17 protein-coding genes are annotated in these 20,090 nt (G+C 71.3%); 10 read left to right on the forward strand and 7 right to left on the reverse strand.

Going from position 1 to position 20,090, the window contains the following annotated elements; all coding sequences use genetic code 11:
• Window position 1: 1 nt before the first annotated feature.
• Genes ACLJOK_RS00515 through ACLJOK_RS00525 form a run of 3 tightly spaced genes read right to left on the reverse strand, consistent with a single transcriptional unit; the run spans window position 2 to window position 2,019 of the window.
• The gene (locus tag ACLJOK_RS00515; protein ID WP_410815430.1) at window positions 2-763 is read right to left on the reverse strand and encodes a metal ABC transporter ATP-binding protein; all 762 of its coding nucleotides are present in this window, start codon (window positions 761-763) and stop codon (window positions 2-4) included.
• A complete protein-coding gene (locus ACLJOK_RS00520) occupies window positions 760-1,707 on the reverse strand; it encodes a metal ABC transporter substrate-binding protein (RefSeq protein ID WP_410815432.1) in 948 nt (315 codons plus the stop codon). The genes ACLJOK_RS00515 and ACLJOK_RS00520 overlap by 4 nt, the downstream gene beginning before the upstream one ends.
• 54 nt (window positions 1,708-1,761) lie before the next feature.
• A complete protein-coding gene (locus ACLJOK_RS00525) occupies window positions 1,762-2,019 on the reverse strand; it encodes a hypothetical protein (RefSeq protein ID WP_030338196.1) in 258 nt (85 codons plus the stop codon).
• 29 nt (window positions 2,020-2,048) lie between these two features.
• On the opposite strand from ACLJOK_RS00525, the gene ACLJOK_RS00530 reads away from it, so the two are divergent.
• From ACLJOK_RS00530 to dusB, 4 genes are all read left to right on the forward strand, one after another.
• Entirely contained in the window at window positions 2,049-2,390 is a 342-nt protein-coding gene (locus tag ACLJOK_RS00530) for an antibiotic biosynthesis monooxygenase family protein (protein WP_112642190.1), read from the forward strand.
• Window positions 2,391-2,414: 24 nt separating this feature from the next.
• Entirely contained in the window at window positions 2,415-2,894 is a 480-nt protein-coding gene (locus ACLJOK_RS00535; protein WP_238678531.1) for a hypothetical protein, read from the forward strand.
• Window positions 2,895-3,008: 114 nt separating this feature from the next.
• Window positions 3,009-4,388 (forward strand): glycine--tRNA ligase, encoded by a 1,380-nt coding sequence (locus ACLJOK_RS00540; protein WP_410815434.1) that lies wholly within the window; start codon window positions 3,009-3,011, stop codon window positions 4,386-4,388.
• 957 nt (window positions 4,389-5,345) lie between these two features.
• Window positions 5,346-6,518, forward strand: coding sequence for a tRNA dihydrouridine synthase DusB (gene dusB, locus ACLJOK_RS00545; protein ID WP_410815436.1), 1,173 nt, complete (start codon window positions 5,346-5,348; stop codon window positions 6,516-6,518).
• Between the two features lie 475 nt (window positions 6,519-6,993).
• Here the strand turns inward: dusB and ACLJOK_RS00550 are convergent, their stop codons facing one another.
• Window positions 6,994-7,656, reverse strand: coding sequence for a C39 family peptidase (locus ACLJOK_RS00550; RefSeq protein ID WP_410815437.1), 663 nt, complete (start codon window positions 7,654-7,656; stop codon window positions 6,994-6,996).
• Window positions 7,657-8,362: 706 nt separating this feature from the next.
• Window positions 8,363-10,066, reverse strand: a complete 1,704-nt coding sequence (locus tag ACLJOK_RS00555; protein ID WP_410819184.1) for a beta-N-acetylhexosaminidase — start codon at window positions 10,064-10,066, stop codon at window positions 8,363-8,365.
• A gap of 281 nt (window positions 10,067-10,347) precedes the next feature.
• Between ACLJOK_RS00555 and ppdK the strand changes: the two genes are divergently transcribed.
• Entirely contained in the window at window positions 10,348-13,056 is a 2,709-nt protein-coding gene (ppdK, locus tag ACLJOK_RS00560) for a pyruvate, phosphate dikinase (protein ID WP_410815438.1), read from the forward strand.
• A 41-nt stretch (window positions 13,057-13,097) separates the two neighbouring features.
• Here the strand turns inward: ppdK and ACLJOK_RS00565 are convergent, their stop codons facing one another.
• Complete coding sequence (locus ACLJOK_RS00565; RefSeq protein WP_410815440.1) at window positions 13,098-13,598, reverse strand: roadblock/LC7 domain-containing protein; 501 nt, start codon at window positions 13,596-13,598, stop codon at window positions 13,098-13,100.
• 254 nt (window positions 13,599-13,852) lie between these two features.
• Here ACLJOK_RS00565 and ACLJOK_RS00570 point away from each other — a divergent pair, with 254 nt between their 5' ends.
• Genes ACLJOK_RS00570 through ACLJOK_RS00580 form a run of 3 tightly spaced genes read left to right on the forward strand, consistent with a single transcriptional unit; the run spans window position 13,853 to window position 16,325 of the window.
• Complete coding sequence (locus tag ACLJOK_RS00570) at window positions 13,853-14,206, forward strand: VOC family protein (RefSeq protein WP_410815441.1); 354 nt, start codon at window positions 13,853-13,855, stop codon at window positions 14,204-14,206.
• Window positions 14,190-15,461, forward strand: coding sequence for a deoxyguanosinetriphosphate triphosphohydrolase (locus ACLJOK_RS00575; RefSeq protein WP_410815442.1), 1,272 nt, complete (start codon window positions 14,190-14,192; stop codon window positions 15,459-15,461). The genes ACLJOK_RS00570 and ACLJOK_RS00575 overlap by 17 nt, the downstream gene beginning before the upstream one ends.
• Window positions 15,462-15,476: 15 nt before the next feature.
• Entirely contained in the window at window positions 15,477-16,325 is an 849-nt protein-coding gene (locus ACLJOK_RS00580) for a siderophore-interacting protein (protein WP_410815444.1), read from the forward strand.
• A gap of 7 nt (window positions 16,326-16,332) precedes the next feature.
• Here the strand turns inward: ACLJOK_RS00580 and ACLJOK_RS00585 are convergent, their stop codons facing one another.
• Window positions 16,333-17,535 carry a low temperature requirement protein A gene (locus ACLJOK_RS00585; protein ID WP_410815446.1) on the reverse strand — a complete coding sequence of 401 codons (1,203 nt, stop codon included), beginning with the start codon at window positions 17,533-17,535 and terminating at the stop codon, window positions 16,333-16,335.
• Window positions 17,536-17,670: 135 nt separating this feature from the next.
• Between ACLJOK_RS00585 and dnaG the strand changes: the two genes are divergently transcribed.
• Together dnaG and ACLJOK_RS00595 are read left to right on the forward strand one after the other, a co-directional pair.
• A complete protein-coding gene (gene dnaG / locus ACLJOK_RS00590) occupies window positions 17,671-19,551 on the forward strand; it encodes a DNA primase (RefSeq protein ID WP_410815448.1) in 1,881 nt (626 codons plus the stop codon).
• Window positions 19,552-20,088 carry a hypothetical protein gene (locus tag ACLJOK_RS00595; protein WP_410815449.1) on the forward strand — a complete coding sequence of 179 codons (537 nt, stop codon included), beginning with the start codon at window positions 19,552-19,554 and terminating at the stop codon, window positions 20,086-20,088. It abuts the gene before it with no gap.
• The last annotated feature ends 2 nt before the right edge of the window (window positions 20,089-20,090 follow it).

Genomic DNA, 20,090 nt, shown 5'->3' on the forward strand with positions numbered 1-20,090 from the left:
GTCAGTTGCTCCACAGCCCGGCGGGCTCGTCGTAGCAGTGCGGGTGCACGTGGTCGTGGTCGGGCTCCGCGTGATGGCCGGCCGGGTCCGGCACTGCGCCGTCGTGGGCGATGCGACCCTCGTGAACGACGACAGCCCGGCTGATCACCGGTCGCAGCGGGCCCAGCTCGTGGGCGACGAGCAGCACCGTTCCGCCCTCGGATACGAAGTCGCGCAGCGCGCCGGCGAACGCCTCCTGGCTGGCCGCGTCCACCCCGGCGGTGGGTTCGTCGAGCACCAGCAGCTCCGGCTGGCCGGCCAGGGCGCGGGCGATCAGGGTGCGCTGCTGCTGGCCGCCGGAGAGCGTGGACACCGGGTCACCGGCCCGGTCAGCGAGCCCGACCGCGCGCAGCGCGGCGTCGACGGCGGACCGGTCGGCTCGACCCGGCGGACGCAGCACCCCCCGACGGGCCAGCCGGCCGGAGGCCACCACCTCCCGGACGGTGGCCGGTACGCCGCCGCCGGCGCCCAGGCGCTGCGGGACGTACCCGATGCGTGCCCACTGCCGGAACCGGCGCAACGGCCGGTCGAAGAGGATGACCGAGCCGGCGCTGATCGGCACCAGCCCGAGCACGGCGCGGATCAGGGTCGACTTGCCCGAGCCGTTGGCGCCGAGGATCGCGACCACCTCGCCGGCGGTCACTGTGAGCGAGATGTCCCGGAGCACGGGGCGGCCGTCGTAGCCGACCACCCCGTGCTCGACGGTGATGACAGGTGAGGTCACGAGCAGCTCAAGGCCGTCTGCAGGGTCCGCAGGTTGGTGCGCATCACCGAAAGGTAGTCCCCGTTGCTGCTGGCGGCGAGCCCTTCGATCGGGTCGAGCACGGCGGTCTTCGCGCCGACCTGACCGGCGATGGTCTCGGCCACCTTCGGGCTGACCAGGGTCTCGAAGAAGATCGTGGTGGCCTGGTGCTCCTTGGCCTCCTCGATCACGTGCGCGAGGCGCTGCGGCGAGGGCTCGACGTCCGGGCTCAGCCCGGTGATGCCGACCTGGTCGAGCTTGTAGCGGTCGGCGAGGTAGCCGAACGCGGCGTGGCTGGTGACGATCTCCCGCCGCTGGCAGGTCGCCAGACCGTGCTTGAACTCGCCGTCCAGGGTCGTCAGGTCGGCGCGCAGGGCTGCCGCCCGGGAGGTGTAGTCGGCGGCGTGGTCCGGGTCGGCCTTGCCGAGCCGCTGGGCGAGCTGGTCGCCGATGCCGGCCAGTCGGGTCGGGTCGAGCCAGACGTGCGGGTCCTTGCCGCCGTTGCCCTCCTCGGCGTGCCCCTCCTCGCCCTCGTGGTTGTGCCCGCCGGCGGACGCGTCCAACAGTGGCTGCACGCTGGTCACGTCGAACGCCCGGTCGCCGCCGTTCTGGGCCACGGCGTCGTCCACCGCCGGCTGGAACCCCTTGAGGTAGACAATCAGCTCCGCGTCGCTGACCTCACCGACCTGGCTCGGGTTGAGTTCCAGGTCGTGCGGCTCGGCGCCGGGCTTGGCCAGGTTGGTCACCCGGACCGCGTCGCCGCCGATCCGCTCGGCCAGGAACTGGAGGGGGTAGAACGCTGCCACCACGTCGACTCGCTGGGGATCGGCGCCGGCGGCACCACCGCTGGAGCAGCCGGCCCCGGCACCCAGGGCGAGGAGGGCGGTCGCGGCGGCGAGGACACGGTACGTGGCGCGGTTGGTCATGTCGTCAACTGTCCGTGGCAACGATAATGATTGTCAAAAACGCATGATTGCATGTCAGAGGAGCTTCGCGAGGCCCACAGTCACCAGCAGGGTGAGCATCACCAGTCGGATCAGCCGGGTCTGCGGTGCCTGAACCGCCCAGGTCGTCGCCAACAGGGCGATCAGGACCCCGGCGAGCGCGAGCGTGAGCAGCCCGCCGATCACCCCGGGCGTGAAGAACGCCACCAGCACCACCACCAGGGTGAGCAGGAACACCGACGTCGGGTTCGCCCCGGCCAACCGGGCGAGCAGAGGGCGCTGCGTACGCTGCATCCCACAGACTCTACGAGGAGGAACCCCCGGTGCTGGTGACCAACCGGTTCGTGGTCGACGTCGATGCCGCCGACGGCTTCACCGAACGGGCGCACGCCGCCCTCACCGCGCTGGCCGCCCGGCCCGGCTACCTGCGCGGCCAACTGGTCCGGGCGCTGGACGACCCCCGGCACTGGTCACTGGTCACCGAATGGGAGTCGGTCGGCACGTACCGGCGGGCGCTCGGCGCCTTCGAGGTCAAGGTCAGCGCCGTGCCGCTGCTCGCCGAGTCCGTCGACGAGCCCTCCGCCTACGAGGCGCTGGCCACCGCCGCTCCCGGCGGGGCCGTGGTCGTCGCCGACAGTGATCGGGCTGCGGGTCCTTACCGCTGAGCCGGCGGACACTACGCTGCTCCTATGACCGCACCCGCCCCGCCACCCGGTCCCGGGGTGGCTCCGCCGTTCGCCGCGCCGCCCACCGAGGGCCGCCGGACTCGGCTCTGGATCGGCCTCGGCGTCGGCGCGCTCGCCGTGGTGCTCTGCTGCGGCGGGGGTGGCACCGCCGTCGTCGGCCTGGCCGTCAGCGGAGTCCAGGCCATCCGGGAACAGGCCCGCACCGTGACCGGCGACTACTACCAGGCGCTGGTCGAGCGGAACTACGGGCGGGCGTACGACCAGCTCTGCGACGACGCGCAGCGGCGTGAGTCCCGGCCGGAGTTCGAGCGGCGCGCTGCCGCCGAACCGCAGGTGACCGGGTTCCGGGTGGGTGAGGTGGACACCACCTACCTGACCGTGCCGGTCGACGTGACCCTCGACGGCGGCGACCGGGAGCGGCAACAGGTCAGCCTCGGCCAGGACGGGCAGACCGGCGGTGTGGAGGTCTGCGAGGTCAGCTGACCCGTCCCCGGTATTCTGCTGGGCTCGGGGGGACGGTGGTCGTACCGTTGTCCCGAACCGACCGTTCCATCCACATCTCGCCCCCGCCGACCGCCAGCCGGCGTAGGAGGAAACATGCCAGCCGACCGTATCGATGCCGTCGTCAGCCTCGCCAAGCGCCGGGGCTTCGTCTTCCCCTCCAGTGAGATCTACGGAGGCACCCGATCGGCGTGGGACTACGGCCCGCTCGGCGTGGAACTCAAGGAGAACGTCCGCCGGCAGTGGTGGAAGACAATGGTCCAGCAGCGCGACGACGTCGTCGGCCTGGACTCCGCGGTGATCCTGTCCCGCAAGGTGTGGGAGGCGTCCGGCCACATCGCCGAGTTCGTCGACCCGCTCACCGAGTGCCAGTTCTGTCACAAGCGGTTCCGGGCAGACCACCTGGAAGAGGCGTACGCCGAGAAGCACGGCAAGCCGCTCACCTCACTGGCCGAGCTGAACTGCCCCAACTGCGGCAACAAGGGCACCTTCACCGAGCCGAAGATGTTCAACGGCCTGATGAAGACCTACCTGGGCCCGGTGGAGAGCGACGAGGGGCTGCACTACCTGCGCCCGGAGACCGCGCAGGGCATCTTCGTCAACTACAAGAACGTCGAGACGGTCGCCCGCAAGAAGCCCCCGTTCGGCATCGCGCAGACCGGCAAGTCGTTCCGTAACGAGATCACCCCGGGCAACTTCATCTTCCGGACCCGCGAGTTCGAGCAGATGGAGATGGAGTTCTTCGTCGAGCCGGGCACCGACGAGCAGTGGCACGAGTACTGGCTCCAGGAGCGCTGGAACTGGTACCTCGACCTCGGCCTCTCGGCGGACAATCTGCGCCTGTTCGAGCACCCCCAGGAGAAGCTGTCGCACTACTCGAAGCGGACGGTGGACATCGAGTACCGCTTCCAGTTCGGTGGCACCGAGTTCGCCGAGCTGGAGGGTGTCGCCAACCGCACGGACTTCGACCTCTCCACGCACAGCAAGCACTCCGGAGTCGACCTGTCGTACTTCGACCAGGGCAAGAGTGAGCGCTGGATGCCGTACGTCATCGAGCCGGCCGCGGGTCTGACCCGTGCGGTGCTCGCCTTCCTGCTGGAGGCGTACGACGAGGACGAGGCGCCCAACACCAAGGGCGGCGTGGACAAGCGCACAGTGATGCGGTTCGACCCGAGGCTCGCCCCGGTCAAGGTGGCGGTGCTGCCGTTGTCCCGCAACGAGGCGCTGTCGCCCAAGGCCAAGGACCTCGCAACGCTGCTGCGCAAGCGCTGGGTGGTGGAGTTCGACGACTCGCAGGCGATCGGGCGTCGCTACCGCCGGCAGGACGAGATCGGCACCCCGTTCTGTGTGACTGTCGACTTCGACACCCTGGACGACAACGCGGTGACGGTGCGCAACCGGGACACCATGGCCCAGGAGCGCGTTTCCCTGGACCAGGTCGAGCGCTACCTGATCGAGCGCCTCCCCGGCTGCTGACGCGCGCCGAGGGGCGGGACGCGAGACAAACCGCTGGCGGTTCGCGGGCCGATGAAATTAATTCAATGCCATCTTTCGATATCTTGGTCTGAATCGGAAGAAGGTGGGGACGACATGGCGAAGCGGATTTCCGTCCTCCGCTTGTTGGTGGCTGCGTCGGTTGTCGCGGGACTGTCGGCGCTCTCGGGTTCCACAGGCCACCGCATTGCCGCCCAAGCTCCCTCGGCCGAGGCTGCCGCCCACACCACGCCGTCGCCGAGCGCGTCATCAGTGTCGCGCGGATCGGCCGGTGCGGTCGCCACGGCCACGCCGCCCGAGTCGTCCGTCGGAGGGATGATCGAGGCCGCTCAGTCGAGGATCGAGCCAGCGGTCGCATCCCGTAGCGCTTCCGCGCGGGGTGCGGCCCCGGCGGTGCCGGCATCCCCGGCGGTGCCGGCATCCCCGGCGGTGCCGGCATCCCCGGCGGTGCCGGCATCCCCGGCGGTCCCGGCATCCCCGGCGGTCCCGGCACCCCCGGCATCCCCGGCGGTCCCGGCGGCCCCCGTGACACGTCTTTCCCCTGTCACGGCGATCCACTCGCAGAGCACGATCGACCGGGGAGCGCTGGTCACCTGGACGACCTCGCCGACGTGTCTCCTAGCGGGGCACGACACCATGGGTTGGGCATGGCTGGACGACCTCCCGACGGGGAGGCTGGTGCGGGTCGTGTCAGGGCCGTGCGCGGGCACCTACCAGGTGGTCGGGCACCGGTGGCAGCCGCGCAAGGGCGGCGCGCTGCCCCACTGGATGAGCCGATACGACCTCGTGCTCCAGACCTGCACGGGGCGGAGCGGGACGGGATTCAGCACCGCCCGACGAGTGGCCCGGTAAGGGCCCGGTCGGTTCGGTCAGGGCGTCGACCCGAGCGCTCGCCCTCCGGCAGGCATAGGGGGAGGAACCCCTCCGTATACTTGCAGGGTGAGTGATGTGGCGGTGGCGGCCGGACGCCCGTTGACCCTCGGTGGCCACCAGGTGTGGCCCCCGGTCGTGCTCGCGCCGATGGCCGGGATCACCAACGTCGGGTTCCGTCGGCTCTGCCGGGAGCAGGGCGGCGGCATCTACGTCTGCGAGATGATCACCACTCGGGCGCTGGTCGAGCGCAACCCGAAGACGCTGCGCATGATCGCGTTCGGCGACGACGAGAAGCCGCGCAGTCTCCAGCTCTACGGCACCGATCCGGAGATCACCGCCGCCGCCGTGCGGATTGTCGTCGAGCGCAACCTGGCCGATCACATCGACCTCAACTTCGGCTGCCCGGTCCCCAAGGTCACCCGGCGTGGCGGCGGCGCGGCGCTACCGTGGCGGCGCCGGCTCTTCGCGCGGCTCGTGCGGGCCGCGGTGGCCGCCGCGGCACCGTCCGGCGTGCCGGTCACTGTCAAGATGCGCAAGGGCATCGACGACGACCACCTGACGTACGTCGAAGCCGGGCTCGCCGCCCAGGAAGCCGGCGTGGCCGCGGTGGCCCTGCACGGGCGGACGGCGTCGCAGCGCTACTCGGGCACCGCCGACTGGGACGCTATCGCCACCCTGAAGCAGGCCCTCGACGTGCCGGTGCTCGGCAACGGCGACATCTGGGAGGCCGACGACGCGCTGCGCATGGTGGCCCACACCGGCGTTGACGGCGTGGTCATCGGGCGCGGTTGCCTGGGCCGGCCATGGCTGTTCGCCGACCTGGAGGCCGCCTTCAACGGTCGGCCGGAGCGGCGGCTGCCCACCCTCGGCGAGGTGGCGGTGACCATGCGCCGGCACGCCGAGCTGCTGGTCGACCAGTTCACGGCCGGCGCCCGCAACCCGGCCCGAGGTGAACGGGACGGCTGCACCGACTTCCGTAAGCACGTCGCCTGGTACCTCAAGGGCTTCCCGGTCGGCGGCGAACTGCGCCGCTCGCTGGCGATGATCGAGAGCCTGGCCCAGCTCGACGACCTGCTCGGCAAGCTCGACCCGGCGGAGCCGTTCCCGGTGACCGCCCTGGGCCAGCCGCGCGGGCGTACCAACTCGCCCGGCAAGGTCGCCCTGCCGGAAGGCTGGCTGGCCAGCCGGGACGACGACACGGTCCCCGAGGGCGCCGAGATGGACGACTCCGGCGGCTGAGCCCCTGGCCGGTCGGGCGAGAGACGCCCCGCGACCGCCCCCCGGAACGAGGGCACGCAGCAGGGTCCGTGCCGGCGCGCCGGTCATTCGCGAGCCCTCGGGTCGTGGCGCTCGGTTCTTTCCTCGACTCCGCGCCGGGGCTGGGCACTCGACACTCCGCGCCGAGGCTGGGCAGACGAGTTCGGCGCCCTGTCGAGCTGATGTCGTGAACGAATCACCAGCTCGGCTCGGTCGGCCATGCCCTGATTCGTCTACGACATCAGCTCGAAAGGACCCGTGAGCCAGCCCGTGGGGTTGCCCGCTGTGGTCGGGTGGTTCGGTCCGGTGGGTGGCTTGCCGGGGGTGGGTGGCGTCGTCAGCTCGGTTGACCCTCGACGTCGGTCAAGCCTGCCGAGGGCGGGCGGAGAATGACCCAGTCATGCCAAAGGGCCGGGCCCCGTGGTGGGGTCCGGCCCTTCGGTCATGTGGTGCGGGGTCAGCTGGTGGCGTAGCCGCGGGTGGCGATCCAGTCCGCGAGGTGCTCGACGCTGATCCAGTAAGCGGCGGTGTTCGGGTCGGCGGAGTCGGCGATCTTCACGGTGTTGCCGTTGTCGCGGTAGCCGACGACGCTGATGTAGTGCCCGCCCTCGTAGGAGTGGGTGGCACCGTCGGTGTCGGTGCTGGTGCCGGCGATGTTGGCGACCACGGCCCGGCCGTCGTCGACGGTCTTGACGATGTCGGCGCGCAGCGTGTCGGTCTGCTTGGCGTCAGCGTCGGGGCTGCTGATCTCGACCGACCGGTACGCGTTGGTCTTGCCGGTTTCCTTGTTCAGCACGGGGGTGATGTCGTTGATGGAGTTGGTGCCGGCTTCGGTGGTGCCCATCTCCTTGGCCATGTCATCAACGTTGATGTTCTTGCCCTGCACAGACAGGGCGTTGCGGGTGGCGGCGGGGCCGCAGTAGTAGAAGTTCGGCTGTGCCTCGTAGCGCACACCCAGCTCCCGCTCACCGTGACCCTTACGATCCGACTGGGTCTGCGTGGCCGGCTTGGCGGTGCTCGGCGCGGCGAAGGCGGTGGTGACGGGGCCGGCGATGGCGCCTCCGGTGAAGGCGAGGCCGGCGGCGGTGAGGGCGGTCTTACGGATCAGATCGGTACGCATGATGGCGTGCTCCTCTGCATCGGGGGAACCCGCACCACCTCAGGGGGGTGTGGTCGTGCGGGGGAAGTTCGAGGGTTCTGCCCGGTGACCCGCGTAGGGGGTCGGCGTCGGGACAGGGTGTAACGGGTGCCGGTGGCGGATCATTCCGCCTGCCCGTCGGCCGTTTGGGGTGCTCGGCCGTGCGGGTGGTGGGCCGTTGTGGTGCTCGGCCGTGCGGGGGATGTAACCGGGGCGGCCTGGCGGATGTTCCCGGCGGCTGTCTCCGGTCGGAGGGTCTGGCGGCGTTCCCGGCGGGGCCGGCGCACCATGACCCGGGCTGTTGCGGTGGTCTGCCAGGTATAACGACCCGGCCCGGCCCACGATTCCGCCGCCGGGGTGGCCCCGACCACCCGACACCCCATGCCAAACCGGACAACCCACCCACGCCGCGCGGGCCGGAGAAACGGACACGCGGGACGAGATGGCGTGATCGACTCGGTTTCACGGAAGTCGCGGGGTCTGGACGCCGGGGATGCCCCGCCTTCATGAAAGCCGAGTGGATCATGCCGCTCTGCGCCGTTTGAGCGCCGCGGACCGCCCCGGACCGCCCCGGACCGCCCCGGACCGAGGCGGGGCGGGGCGCGACCGGCCCATCAAGCGGCGAGCGAGGACGGTCAGCGTGAACGGTCGGCTGAGCGCCGGGCCGGCCGGGCAGCCGAGCCGGGGATCAGGGCGTGGCGGTGTCGGTTTGGGGCACGTTGCGCTGTGCCGGGATGGTCGGTGCGGTCGGCCAGGGGATCTCGGGCGCGCGGTGGAAGGTGATTCCGGCCGTCGTCCAGCGCGGGCCCTGGCCGGCCAGGCGGTCGCGGAAGCCGGCCCAGTCGTGGCTTGCCCGGGGTGACCAGCCCAACTCGGCGATGGCCGGGAGGCGGGGCAGGAGCAGGAGTTCGATGTCGGCCAGCGAGGTGACCGATTCGGTCCAGAGCGGGGCCTCCACACCGAGCACCGCCTCGGCGGGTACGCCGGCGACGTGCGTACCCGGATCCCAGTCGTAGGCCTTTCGTACGTCGATGAGGCCGGCCCAGTCGTGCCCGATCGGGGTGTCCGGGGCGTACTTCATGTCCAGGTAGGCGTGGTTGCCGGGGGAGACGATCAGCCGGGCGCCACGGCGTACGGCGTCGACGGTGGTGGGGTCCTCGCCGTTCGTGCCCCACCACTGGAGGACCCGCCCGTCGAGGTGGGCGGCGGGTGCGAGCTGGTGCCAGCCGACGACGGTCTTGCCGAGGTCGGCCACGATGCGCTGGACCCGCTCGACAAAACCGGTGTAAACCTCGCCCTTCACCTTGAACGCCTCGTCGCCGCCGATGTGCAGCCACGGGCCGGGGGTGAGCGCGGCCACCTCGCCCAACACGTCGGCGACGAAGTCGTACGTCCGCTCGTCGGCCGGGTCGACGTAGCTGAAGCCGACCTCGGTGCCGGTGTACGGCGGCGGTGCGATCTTGTCCGGTGCCAGCTCCGGGTACGCGACCAGCGCCGAGTTGGTGTGCCCGGGGAGGTCGATCTCCGGGACGACGGTGATGTGGCGGGCGGCCGCGTAGGAGACGATCCGCTGGTAGTCGGCCTTCGTGTAGTGCCCGCCGGGGCCGCCGTCGACCTCGGTCGTCCCGCCGACGGTGGTCAGCTTCGGCCAGGAGTCGACGGTGATCCGCCAGCCCTGGTCGTCGGTGAGGTGCAGGTGCAGGTGGTTGAGCTTGTAGCGGGCCAGGTGGTCGACCACCCGCAACACGTCCTCCACGGCGAAGAAGTGCCGCGCGACGTCGAGCATCGCGCCCCGGTAGGGGAACCGGGGTGCGTCGGTGATGGTCCCGCCGGGCAGCGTCCAGCGTTCGGTGACCTGGCTGGGGCTCTCGATCGCCGCCGGCAGCAGTTGGCGCAGCGTCTGCACGCCGTGGAAGAGGCCGGCGGCGGTGGCGGCGGTGACGCGTACCCCGTCGGTGGCGATGTCGAGCCGGTAGCCCTCCGCACCGAGGTCGGCGCTGTCGTCGAGCACCAGCGCGATGCCACCGGCGGGCTCCGGCGTGGTGGCGTCGGTGACCGGCAGCGGGTAGCCGGTGGCCGGACGCAGGAACTGGGCGAGCTGCTCGGCGACCGCCAGCGCGGCGGGGTCGGCGCTGGCCACGATGACCGCTTCGGCCGGCAGCGTCCAGTCGGCGGTCGGGTCCGGGTGGACCTGCTGCGGGGCGGGCACGACGTCGGTCAGCCGGTGCGGGGCCGCCGGGGCGAGCAGCGTGCCAGCGGTCTGCTCGGCCGCGCGGGCCAGCGTGGCCGCGTCCGTTTCCCCCGCCGACAGCGGCGCGGGGACGGCGGTGGGGCCGGGGGAGGAGGTGGTCGACACGGTGGCGACTCCGGGGGGTGTATTCGCGTCGGTTATGGCAAAAGTGAGGTTCACCGGCTGGCGTGGCGTCAAGCGTACGACGCTCGGCCGGGATGCGTGATGGTGCGCATGGAAGCGTTCCCAAAAACCGGTACGAACACGGATAGTCGTGATGGCTGTGCCAATTGTCACCGAACGGTCCCAGGTCACTCGATGTTCGCTTAACCTTCGCGCACCGATCGATGTCGACCCCGGGATTACCGGCGGTCCGTCCCGGGGATGAAGAAAACTGAACCTTCGTTAAGTGTCAATCCGGCGCGTGTGTTGTGGAGGCTCTGGTGGCAGCGCAAGAGACCGTCGATCACAAGTACGTCTACGACTTCTCCGAAGGCAACAAGGAACTCAAGGAACTGCTCGGCGGCAAGGGGGCAAACCTCGCCGAGATGACCAACCTGGGCCTGCCCGTCCCGCCCGGCTTCACCATCACCACCGAGGCGTGCCAGGCGTACCTCGCGACGGGACGGGAGCCGGACGGGCTCGCCGGCCAGATCGAGGCGCACCTGGAAGAGCTGGAGCGCGAGATGGGCAAGCGTCTCGGCGACCCGCGCGACCCCCTGCTGGTGTCCGTTCGCTCCGGTGCCAAGTTCTCCATGCCCGGGATGATGGAGACCGTTCTCAACGTCGGCCTCAACGACGAGAGCGTGGTTGGGCTCTCCGCTCAGGCGGGACAGAACGACAGGTTCGCCTGGGACTCCTACCGGCGACTCATCCAGATGTTCGGCAAGACCGTCTGTGAGGTGCCGGGCGAGGAGTTCGAGCACGCGCTCGACGCGGCCAAGCACGCCAAGGGCACCCACAACGACCTGGATCTGGACGCCGACGACCTGCGTGGGCTTGTCGACGCGTACAAGAAGATCTTCGTGAAGCACACCGGTCGGGAGTTCCCGCAGCAGCCACGCGAACAGCTCGACCTGGCCATCCGGGCGGTCTTCGAGTCGTGGAACGCCGAGCGCGCGGTGCTCTACCGCCGTCAGGAGCGCATCCCGGCCGACCTCGGCACCGCGGTCAACGTGGTGACAATGGTCTTCGGCAACCTCGGGCCCGACTCCGGCACCGGCGTCGCGTTCACCCGCGACCCGGCCAGCGGCGCGCAGGGCATCTACGGCGACTACCTGGCCAACGCCCAGGGCGAGGACGTGGTCGCCGGCATCCGCAACACAGTGCCATTGCAGGAGTTGGAGCAGCTCGACAAGTCCTCCTACGACGAACTGCTCGGCATCATGGCCCGGCTGGAGGAGCACTACAAGGACCTGTGCGACATCGAGTTCACCATCGAACGCGGAAAGCTCTGGATGTTGCAGACCCGGGTCGGCAAGCGCACCGCCGCCGCCGCGTTTGTCATCGCCGGGCAACTCGTCGACGAGGGTCTGATCGACCTGGACGAGGCGCTGCTCCGGGTCAACGGCGCACAACTGGCCCAGCTGATGTTCCCGCGCTTCCAGCTCGACCACGAGTTCCAGCCGGTCGCCAAGGGCATCGGCGCCTCGCCGGGCGCGGCCTCCGGCACTGTGGTCTTCACCTCCGCCCGGGCCGTCGAGCTGGCCGCCGAGGGGGAGTCGGTGATCCTGGTGCGCCGGGAGACCAACCCGGACGACCTGAACGGCATGATCGCCGCGCAGGGCATCCTCACCTCGCGCGGCGGCAAGACCAGCCACGCCGCGGTGGTGGCCCGGGGCATGGGCAAGACCTGTGTCTCCGGCGCCGACGAGATCGAGGTGAACGTGCCGGCGAAGCGGTTCACAGTGGCCGGGCAGACCGTCACCGAGGGCGATGTGGTGTCCATCGACGGCACTACCGGCAAGGTCTACCTCGGCGAGGTGCCGGTGATGCCCTCCGAGGTCGTGCAGTACTTCGAGGGCAGCCTCGACCCCGAGCACATCGACAACGCGCTGGTTCGGGCCGTACACCGGATCATGACGCACGCCGACGGGAAGCGGCGGCTGGCGGTCCGGACGAACGCCGACACCGGCGCGGACGCGGCCCGGGCCCGGCGCTTCGGTGCCGAGGGCATCGGGCTGTGCCGCACCGAGCACATGTTCCTCGGTGACCGGCGGGAGCTGGTCGAGCGGCTGATCCTGGCCCGAGCCCCGGGCGAGCGGGAGGCGGCGCTGGCGGCGCTGCTGCCGTTGCAGCGGGCCGACTTCGAGGAGATCTTCCGCGAGATGGACGGGCTGCCGGTCACCGTGCGGCTCATCGACCCGCCGTTGCACGAATTCCTGCCGCCGTTGGAGCAGCTCGCCGTGAACGTGGCGGTCGCTCAGGAACGCGGCGAGGACGTGGCCAAGGAGGAGGCGCTGCTCGCCGCCGTCCGGCGGATGCACGAGGAGAACCCGATGCTGGGGCTGCGGGGCGTACGCCTCGGCCTGGTCATCCCCGGCCTGTTCGCGATGCAGGTCCGGGCCATCGCCGAGGCGGCGGTCAGTTGCGTCCGCAACGGGGGCGTGGCCAAGCCGGAGATCATGGTGCCGCTGGTCGGGGCGGTGCAGGAGCTGGAGACGGTTCGCGCCGAGGCGGAGAAGATCATTGCCGAGGTGGTCGGGGACAGCGGCGTCGAGGTGCTGATCGGCACCATGATCGAGGTACCCCGGGCGGCGCTGACCGCCGGGCAGATCGCCGAGGCCGCCGAGTTCTTCTCCTTCGGCACCAACGACCTGACCCAGATGGGCTGGGGCTTCTCCCGCGACGACGTCGAGGGCGCGTTCTTCTGGCGCTACCTGGAGTTGGGCATCTTTGGCATCTCGCCGTTCGAGTCGATCGACCGCGACGGCGTCGGTCGGCTGGTGCGGATCGCCGCCGAGGAGGGTCGGGCCGCCCGACCCGGGCTGAAGCTCGGCATCTGCGGTGAGCACGGTGGTGACCCGGACTCGGTGCACTTCTTCCACGAGGTCGGCCTGGACTACGTGTCCTGCTCGCCGTTCCGGGTGCCGGTGGCCCGGCTGGAAGCCGGACGGGCGGTCGTGGAGACCGGCGGGTCGGACAGCCGCTGACGCACGTCGGCGGCGGCTGGTCACCCGGCCGCCGCCGGCGCTCAGATCGGCGGGCGACGCCAGGTGGGTCGGGACGAGCGGCGCAACTGCGCCGGCAGGGTCGCCATCGGGGTACGCGTGGCCAGCGGGGCGTGCGCGTCCGGCACGGAGGTCGCGCCGATGCCTGCGCCGCGAACGTCCAGGAAGGACCCCGCCCGACGGGCAACCGCCCGCGCCTCCTCGTGCAGCGCCTCCAGGTCCCCCGCCGTCGACACTGTGACCAGGGTCAGCAGGGCGCGGCGCCCGGCCGGGTAGGTGACCACGCAGCCGGCGGTGGTGCACACGACCGACTCCCGGAACTCACCCTGCCGGACGGTGTCGGCCACCCGGTGACCGAGCCCGAAACTCGCGGCGGCGAGCGCGGCGAGATGGGTGGCGTCGGTGCTGGGCAGGTCGCTGGAGATGAGCAGGCCGTCGGTGCCCGCGAGCACCGTGCCGGCGATGTCGGGTCGGCGTCGGCGCAGCCCGCGTAGCTCCGTTCCCATCACCGTGTCTGCGTCCACGAGCGTTACCCCTCACCGGTCGGGCTCTGCGTGTCAGTCGGCTGGTCACGTTCCGCGCTGGGAAGGCTACCGGTGGCGACTTCCGGCCGCGAGCCCGTAACCCTCGGCGATCGGTTGGCAACTGCGGGCCAATCGGTGGTTGTGTGGCCTTCGTCGATGCGTCGTGAGCGGGTCGAGCAGTGGTGGCGGGCGTAATCTTGGCTCGCTCGCACACGGCCGATTGGGCGCCGCGTCGAACGGGAAGAGGTGATTGCATGACCAGTGTCTGGGAGAGCCTGACTGTCGACGCCCGCGATCCGGCCCGACTGGCCCGTTGGTGGGCCGAGGCGCTCGGCTATCAGGTCGTCACCGAGACTCCGAGCGGCGTGGAGATCCGCCAGTCCCCGGACCAGTTGCCCGCCCTGTTCTTCGGCCCGGTGGCCGACGGCAAGGAGCGCAAGAACCGGCTGCACCTCGACCTGCGCCCCGCCAGCCGGGAGGCCGAGGTCGAGCGCCTGGTCGACATGGGCGCCCGGCACGTCGACATCGGTCAGGGCGACGTCGACTGGACGGTGCTGGCCGACCCGGAAGGCAACGAGTTCTGCGTGTTGCGTGAGCGCGAGGAGTGAGCCGGGGGCGGCGGACGCGCGGTTGGTCGAGGAGCCGCCCAAGGACACCGGGCATCGCCGGTCGCCGTACGAGCGCGACCGGGCCCGGGTGCTGCACTCGGCGGCGTTTCGTCGGCTGGCCACCAAGACCCAGGTGCACACCGCCGGCACTGACGACTTCCTGCGTACGCGGCTGACCCACTCGTTGGAGGTGGCCCAGATCGCCCGGGAGATGGGTGCCCGGCTGGGCTGCGACCCGGACGTGGTGGACGTCGCGGGGCTCGCGCACGACCTCGGGCACCCGCCGTTCGGGCACAACGGCGAGGCTGCGCTGGACCTGCTCGCCACACCGTGCGGCGGCTTCGAGGGCAACGCGCAGACCCTGCGGGTGTTGACCCGCCTGGAGGCGAAGGTGCTCGCCGCGGACGGCTCGTCCGCCGGGCTGAACCTGACCCGGGCGTCGCTGGACGCGATCGGCAAGTACCCCTGGCCGCGCCGGCCGGGGGAGCGCAAGTTCGGGGTGTACGCCGACGACGCGGCCGTCTTCGACTGGATCCGGGCCGGCGCGCCCGGCGACCGGCGCTGCCTGGAGGCCCAGGTGATGGACTGGGCCGACGACGTCGCGTACTCGGTGCACGACGTGGAGGACGGCATCCATGGTGGCTACGTCACGTTGCACCCGCTGCTCACCGACGCCGACGAGCGGGCCGCGCTCTGCGCCGACGTGGCCGCCGCCTACTCCGGGGAGTCGGCGGCGGACCTGGCCGAGGTACTCGTCGATCTGCTGGCCGGTCCGCTGCTCGCCCCGTTCGCCGGGTACGACGGCAGCCATCGCGCGCAGGTCGCGTTGAAGGCCACCACCAGCGGGGTGACCGGGCTGTTCGTGTCCGCGGCGGTGGCGGCGACGGAGGAACGCTTCGGTCCGGGCCCGCACCGCCGTTACGCCGCCGACCTGGTGGTGCCCCGCCTGGTACGGGCGCAGTGCGCGCTGCTCAAGGGCATCGCGCTGCGGTACGTGATGCGTCGCAGTGGCTTCCGGGGCCGCTATGAGCGGCAGCGGACGATGCTGGCGGAGTTGGTCGCCGCGCTGGTCCGGCACGCCCCGGAAGGGCTCGACCCGATCTTCGCCCCGCTGTGGCAGGCCGCCCCGGACGACCGGGCCAGGCTGCGGGTGGTGATCGACCAGGTCGCCTCGCTCACCGACCCGGCGGCGGTGACCTGGCACACCCGCCTGGTCGGCAAGGGGACACCCCCGACCGACCACGAGGCAGCTTAGGCTAACCTAACTGGCATGACGGAACGCTCCAGGAACGTCACCTCGGCCCGGGTGCTGCGCACCGAGCGGCCCACCCCGCACCTGATCCGGCTCGTCCTCGGTGGGGACGAACTGGTTGGCCTGCCGGTGGGCGAGTTCACCGACCACTACATCAAGGTGGTGTTCCCGCAGCCGGGGGTCGCGTACCCGCAGCCGTTGGACCTCGCCGCGATCCGTCGGGACCTGCCCCGGGAGCAGTGGCCCCGGCTCCGCGCGTACACGGTGCGGCGCTGGGATCCGCTGTCCGGGGAGCTGACCGTCGACGTGGTGTACCACGGCGACGAGGGGTTGGCCGGCCCGTGGGCCGCCGCGCTGCGTCCCGGCGATCCGGTGCACTTCGTCGGCCCCGGCGGCGCGTACGCCCCGAGCCCGGACGCGGACTGGCACCTGCTGGTCGGTGACGAGAGCGCCCTGCCGGCGATCGCCGCCGCGCTGGAGCGCCTCCCGCTGGGTGCCCCGGCCCACGTCTTCGTGGAGGTCGCCGACCCGGCGGAGGAGCAGAAGCTGCTCAGCCCCGGGGCCGTGGAGCTGACCTGGCTGCATCGTGGCGAACGCCCGGTGGGCGAGGCGTTGGTCGAGGCGGTGCGGGCGTTGGAGTTCCCGGCCGGCCAGGTGCACGCGTTCGTGCACGGCGAGGCCGCCTTCGTCCGGGAGTTGCGCCGATTGCTGCGCGGCGAGCGGGGCGTACCCCTGGACCAGCTCTCCATCTCCGGCTACTGGCGGCGCGGCATGGACGACGAGGGCTGGCGTTCCACCAAGGCCGACTGGAACCAGCAGGTGGCGGCCGAGGAGACAGTCATTCCGGAGCCCGCCGCGGCGGCCTGAGCGCCGCTCATCCCTCGGGGGTGTTCTCCTGGCCGGCCCGGGCGAGGCGCCGACTGAGCAGGACGGCGTACCCGACGACGGCCAGGGAGAGCAGCGACAGCATCAGCCTCGGCTGGTGCACCGTCGCGGTGATGAGGCTGACCGAGACCACCCCGTAGGCGGCGATCGCCAACCGGGCGGTGCTCGGTCGGGTCCACAGCCAGTACAGGGCGAGCCCGCAGGCCGTCCACACCACCATCGAGGCGCCCAGCAGCAGCCGCAGCTCCAGCGGCAGCCGGTTCGCGTTGTCGTCGACCAGCCGCACCACCTGCCCGAGCGCCCAGCCGAGCAGCAGCAGTGCACCGCCCAGCGGGATGTGCAGGTAGCTGTACGCCTGCCCGCCGCGTAGCCGGCTCTGGGTCAGTCGAGTGGTGACGAAGGTGGTGTAGACCCACCAGACGGCCGCCGGGATCAGGAAGGCCAACCCGGCGGTGAGGATCATGTGGGGCGGGGGGTGGTCCGGCACCGCGAAGAGCAGGCTGGCAAGGGCGCTACCCAGCACGATGATCGTGAACTGCCCGATCCGTTCCGGCAGGTGCCGGTTGTCCACCGGCCAGCGGTTGAGCCAGCGCGCACCGACCCAGGGCGTGGCCAGTTCGATGACCATCGCGACCACCCAGAGCACCGGGCGCTGCCGGGTGGGCGTGGTCAGCGACACCAGCCAGATCAGCCAACCCGCCCCGAAGCCGATCAGATAGATCGTCGTCACCAGCCGGGCCATCGGGCTGGTCGGCCGGGCACGCAGGTACAGAAGGAGCAGCACACCCCGCACGATCAGGTACCCGACCGGCAGGAGCACGCTCTCCGGGACCTCGTCGACCCCGAGGGTCATGGCGCCCGCGCCGACCAACGCGACCAGCACCAGCAGTCGGTGCAACGCGTCGTCCGGATCGAACCGGGTGTCGTAGTACACCTGCCCCAACCAGGCCCACTGGATCACCACGAAGAGCCCGATCACGGCCAGTACGGCCCTCGGCGACGGAGCCGGTTCGTTGCCCAGTCGGGCCACCACCGCCGCCAGCGCGTACACGAAGATGAGGTCGAGGAAGAGCTCCAACCAGGTGGCGTGGCGGTGTCCGGCCTCGTCTGCCGGAGGGGACTGTCCGCTCAGCCCGATCCGACCGGCAAGCCATTTGGGCAGGCGGGGGACGTCGGTCCGTACCCTGCGCATCTGGTCATGGTCCCCGTGCGGACCCGGCCTGCGGGCCGGAACCGCCCAGCCGGCAGCGGCCGTCGCCACACCGGCGTCCCCCGGCCGGCGTGTCGACGGTCCGGCAGGGCAGGATGTACGGCGAGGGGGTGGCGCATGGCTGGGCGGATCCGGGACGAGGACATCGCACTGGTCCGGGAACGCACCTCGATCGGGGATGTGATCTCCGAGACGGTCACCCTGAAGTCCGCCGGCGGCGGCAACCTCAAGGGTCTGTGCCCGTTCCACGACGAGAAGAGTCCGTCGTTCAACGTGTCCCCGGCCCGCAACGTCTGGTACTGCTTCGGCTGCGGGGCCGGCGGGGACGCGATCAAGTTCCTGATGGACGCCGACCACCTCAGCTTCGTGGAGTCCGTCGAGCGGCTGGCCGGCCGCGCCGGCATCCAACTGCGCTACATCGAGGACGACAAGGGCAACCCGCGCCCCCGCCCGCAGCAGGGTCAGCGGCAGCGCCTGGTCGCCGCGCACGCCGCCGCCGTCGAGTTCTACAGCGCGCAACTGAGCACCGCCGGCGCCCGGCCGGCACGGGAGTTCCTGGCGCGCCGGGGCTTCGACCGTGCCGCCGCCGAGCGCTACGGCTGTGGCTTCGCGCCGGACGGGTGGGACCTGCTCACCAAGCACCTGCGCCAGCAGGGCTTCACCCACCAGGAGCTGGTCACCGCCGGGCTGTCCCGGGAGTCCCGTTCCGGCACCCTGATCGACAGGTTCCGCCGTCGGCTGCTCTGGCCGATCCGCGACCTCGCCGGCGACGTGATCGGCTTCGGCGCGCGCAAGCTGTTCGACGACGACGACGGCCCGAAGTACCTGAACACCCCCGAGACGCCGATCTACAAGAAGTCGCACGTGCTCTACGGCATCGACCAGGCCAAGCGGGAGATCGCCAAGCAGGGTCGGGCGGTGATCGTCGAGGGTTACACCGACGTGATGGCCTGTCACCTGGCCGGAGTGACCACGGCGGTGGCGACCTGCGGCACCGCCTTCGCCGCTGACCACATCTCGGTCCTGCGTCGGCTCCTGTTCGACAGCGACGAGGTGGCCGGCGAGATCATCTTCACCTTCGACGGCGACGCCGCCGGGCAGAAGGCAGCGCTGCGCGCCTTCGAAGACGATCAGCGGTTCGTCGGGCGCACGTTCATCGCGGTCAGCCCGGACAACATGGACCCGTGTGATCTGCGGCTGGCCAAGGGCGACCTGGCGGTGCGTGACCTGGTCGCCCGCCGCGAGCCGCTCGTCGACTTCGCGCTGCGACACATGATCAGCCGCTTCGACCTGGACACCGTCGACGGCCGGGTCGAGGCGATGCGCCACGCCGCGCCGCTGGTCGCGCGACTCAAGGACCGGGAGAAGCGCCCGGAGTACGTCCGCAAGCTCGCCATGGACCTCGGCATGGAGATCGAGCCGGTGCAGCGGGCGGTGCTCGCCGCCAGCAACACTCCGCCGTCCAGTGCCCGCGACGCGGCCCCCGCCGCCCGGCCAACCTCGGCCCGCCCCGAGCCGGCACTGGACAGCCCGCAGTCGATGGTCGAGCGGGAGGCGCTCAAGCTCGCCCTCCAGCAACCGGTCCTGGCCGGGCCGATGTTCGACGCGGTCGAGGCCACCGAATACCGCCACCCGGTGCACGTCGGGGTGCGTACGGCCATCGCGGCGGCCGGTGGTGCCGCGTCGGCGGCCGGCGGCGCGGTCTGGATCGAGTCGGTCCGCGACGCCTGCGACGACCTGGCGGCCGCGGCGCTGGTCGGTGAGTTGGCCGTCGAACCACTGCGGATCGACGGCGAACCGGACCCGCGCTACGTGTCGATCACCATGGCCCGCGTGCAGTTCGGGTCGGTGACCGCCCGGGTCCGGGACCTCAAGTCACGCATCCAGCGGATCAACCCGGTCAACAACAAGGACGAGTACTTCGCCGCCTTCGGTGAGCTGCTGTCCCTGGAGCAGCACGCCCGGGCGTTGCGCGAGCAGGCTGCGGGAGGCCTCTAGATGGGACTGTTCAGCCGCAAGCCGAAGCTGCCGCCGGCCGACCGGCCGCCGCTGACCGCCGACGAGCGGGTGTTGGCCTGGGCCGCCGCCGGCAACGGCGAGGGCGACGGGGTGGTGGTCGCCACCAACCTCGGATTGTGGCTGCCCGGTCGAGGGCACCGGCTCGGGTGGCACACCATCCTCAAGGCGGTCTGGTCCGGCCGGGAGCTGACAGTCACCCCCGCCGAGCCGCTCGTCGAGCGGGACGGCTACACGGTGGTCGCCGACGGTCCGGCCGAGACGTACCTGCTGCTCGACCCGGGGGAGTTGCCGCACCAGGTGCGGGCTCGGGTGACCCGTTCGGTCGCGTACACCGAGCACCAGCCGGTGCCCGGCGGCGCGGCGCGGGTCGCGGCCCGGCGCGTGGCCGGGGTCGACGGTCTGACCTGGACGGTCCGACTCGACCCCGGCACTCCGGCGGACGACGAGACTCTGCTCGCCGAGACCGACCGGCTGGTCGGTGTGGCCCGCGCCGCCACCGCGCCGGCCGACGTCTGACC

Origin of the sequence: Micromonospora sp. 050-3, from assembly GCF_046549335.1 — a bacterium.
Taxonomy (GTDB): Bacteria; Actinomycetota; Actinomycetes; order Mycobacteriales; family Micromonosporaceae; genus Micromonospora; species Micromonospora trifolii.

Coding starts and splice junctions, on each gene's coding strand:
- ACLJOK_RS00520 (WP_410815432.1), bottom strand. CDS start 1,707: ATGACCAACCGCGCCACGTACCGTGTCCTCGCCGCCGCGACCGCCCTC.
- ACLJOK_RS00525 (WP_030338196.1), bottom strand. CDS start 2,019: ATGCAGCGTACGCAGCGCCCTCTGCTCGCCCGGTTGGCCGGGGCGAAC.
- ACLJOK_RS00535 (WP_238678531.1), top strand. CDS start 2,415: ATGACCGCACCCGCCCCGCCACCCGGTCCCGGGGTGGCTCCGCCGTTC.
- ACLJOK_RS00540 (WP_410815434.1), top strand. CDS start 3,009: ATGCCAGCCGACCGTATCGATGCCGTCGTCAGCCTCGCCAAGCGCCGG.
- ACLJOK_RS00550 (WP_410815437.1), bottom strand. CDS start 7,656: ATGCGTACCGATCTGATCCGTAAGACCGCCCTCACCGCCGCCGGCCTC.
- ACLJOK_RS00570 (WP_410815441.1), top strand. CDS start 13,853: ATGACCAGTGTCTGGGAGAGCCTGACTGTCGACGCCCGCGATCCGGCC.
- ACLJOK_RS00580 (WP_410815444.1), top strand. CDS start 15,477: ATGACGGAACGCTCCAGGAACGTCACCTCGGCCCGGGTGCTGCGCACC.
- ACLJOK_RS00585 (WP_410815446.1), bottom strand. CDS start 17,535: ATGCGCAGGGTACGGACCGACGTCCCCCGCCTGCCCAAATGGCTTGCC.
- dnaG (WP_410815448.1), top strand. CDS start 17,671: ATGGCTGGGCGGATCCGGGACGAGGACATCGCACTGGTCCGGGAACGC.
- ACLJOK_RS00595 (WP_410815449.1), top strand. CDS start 19,552: ATGGGACTGTTCAGCCGCAAGCCGAAGCTGCCGCCGGCCGACCGGCCG.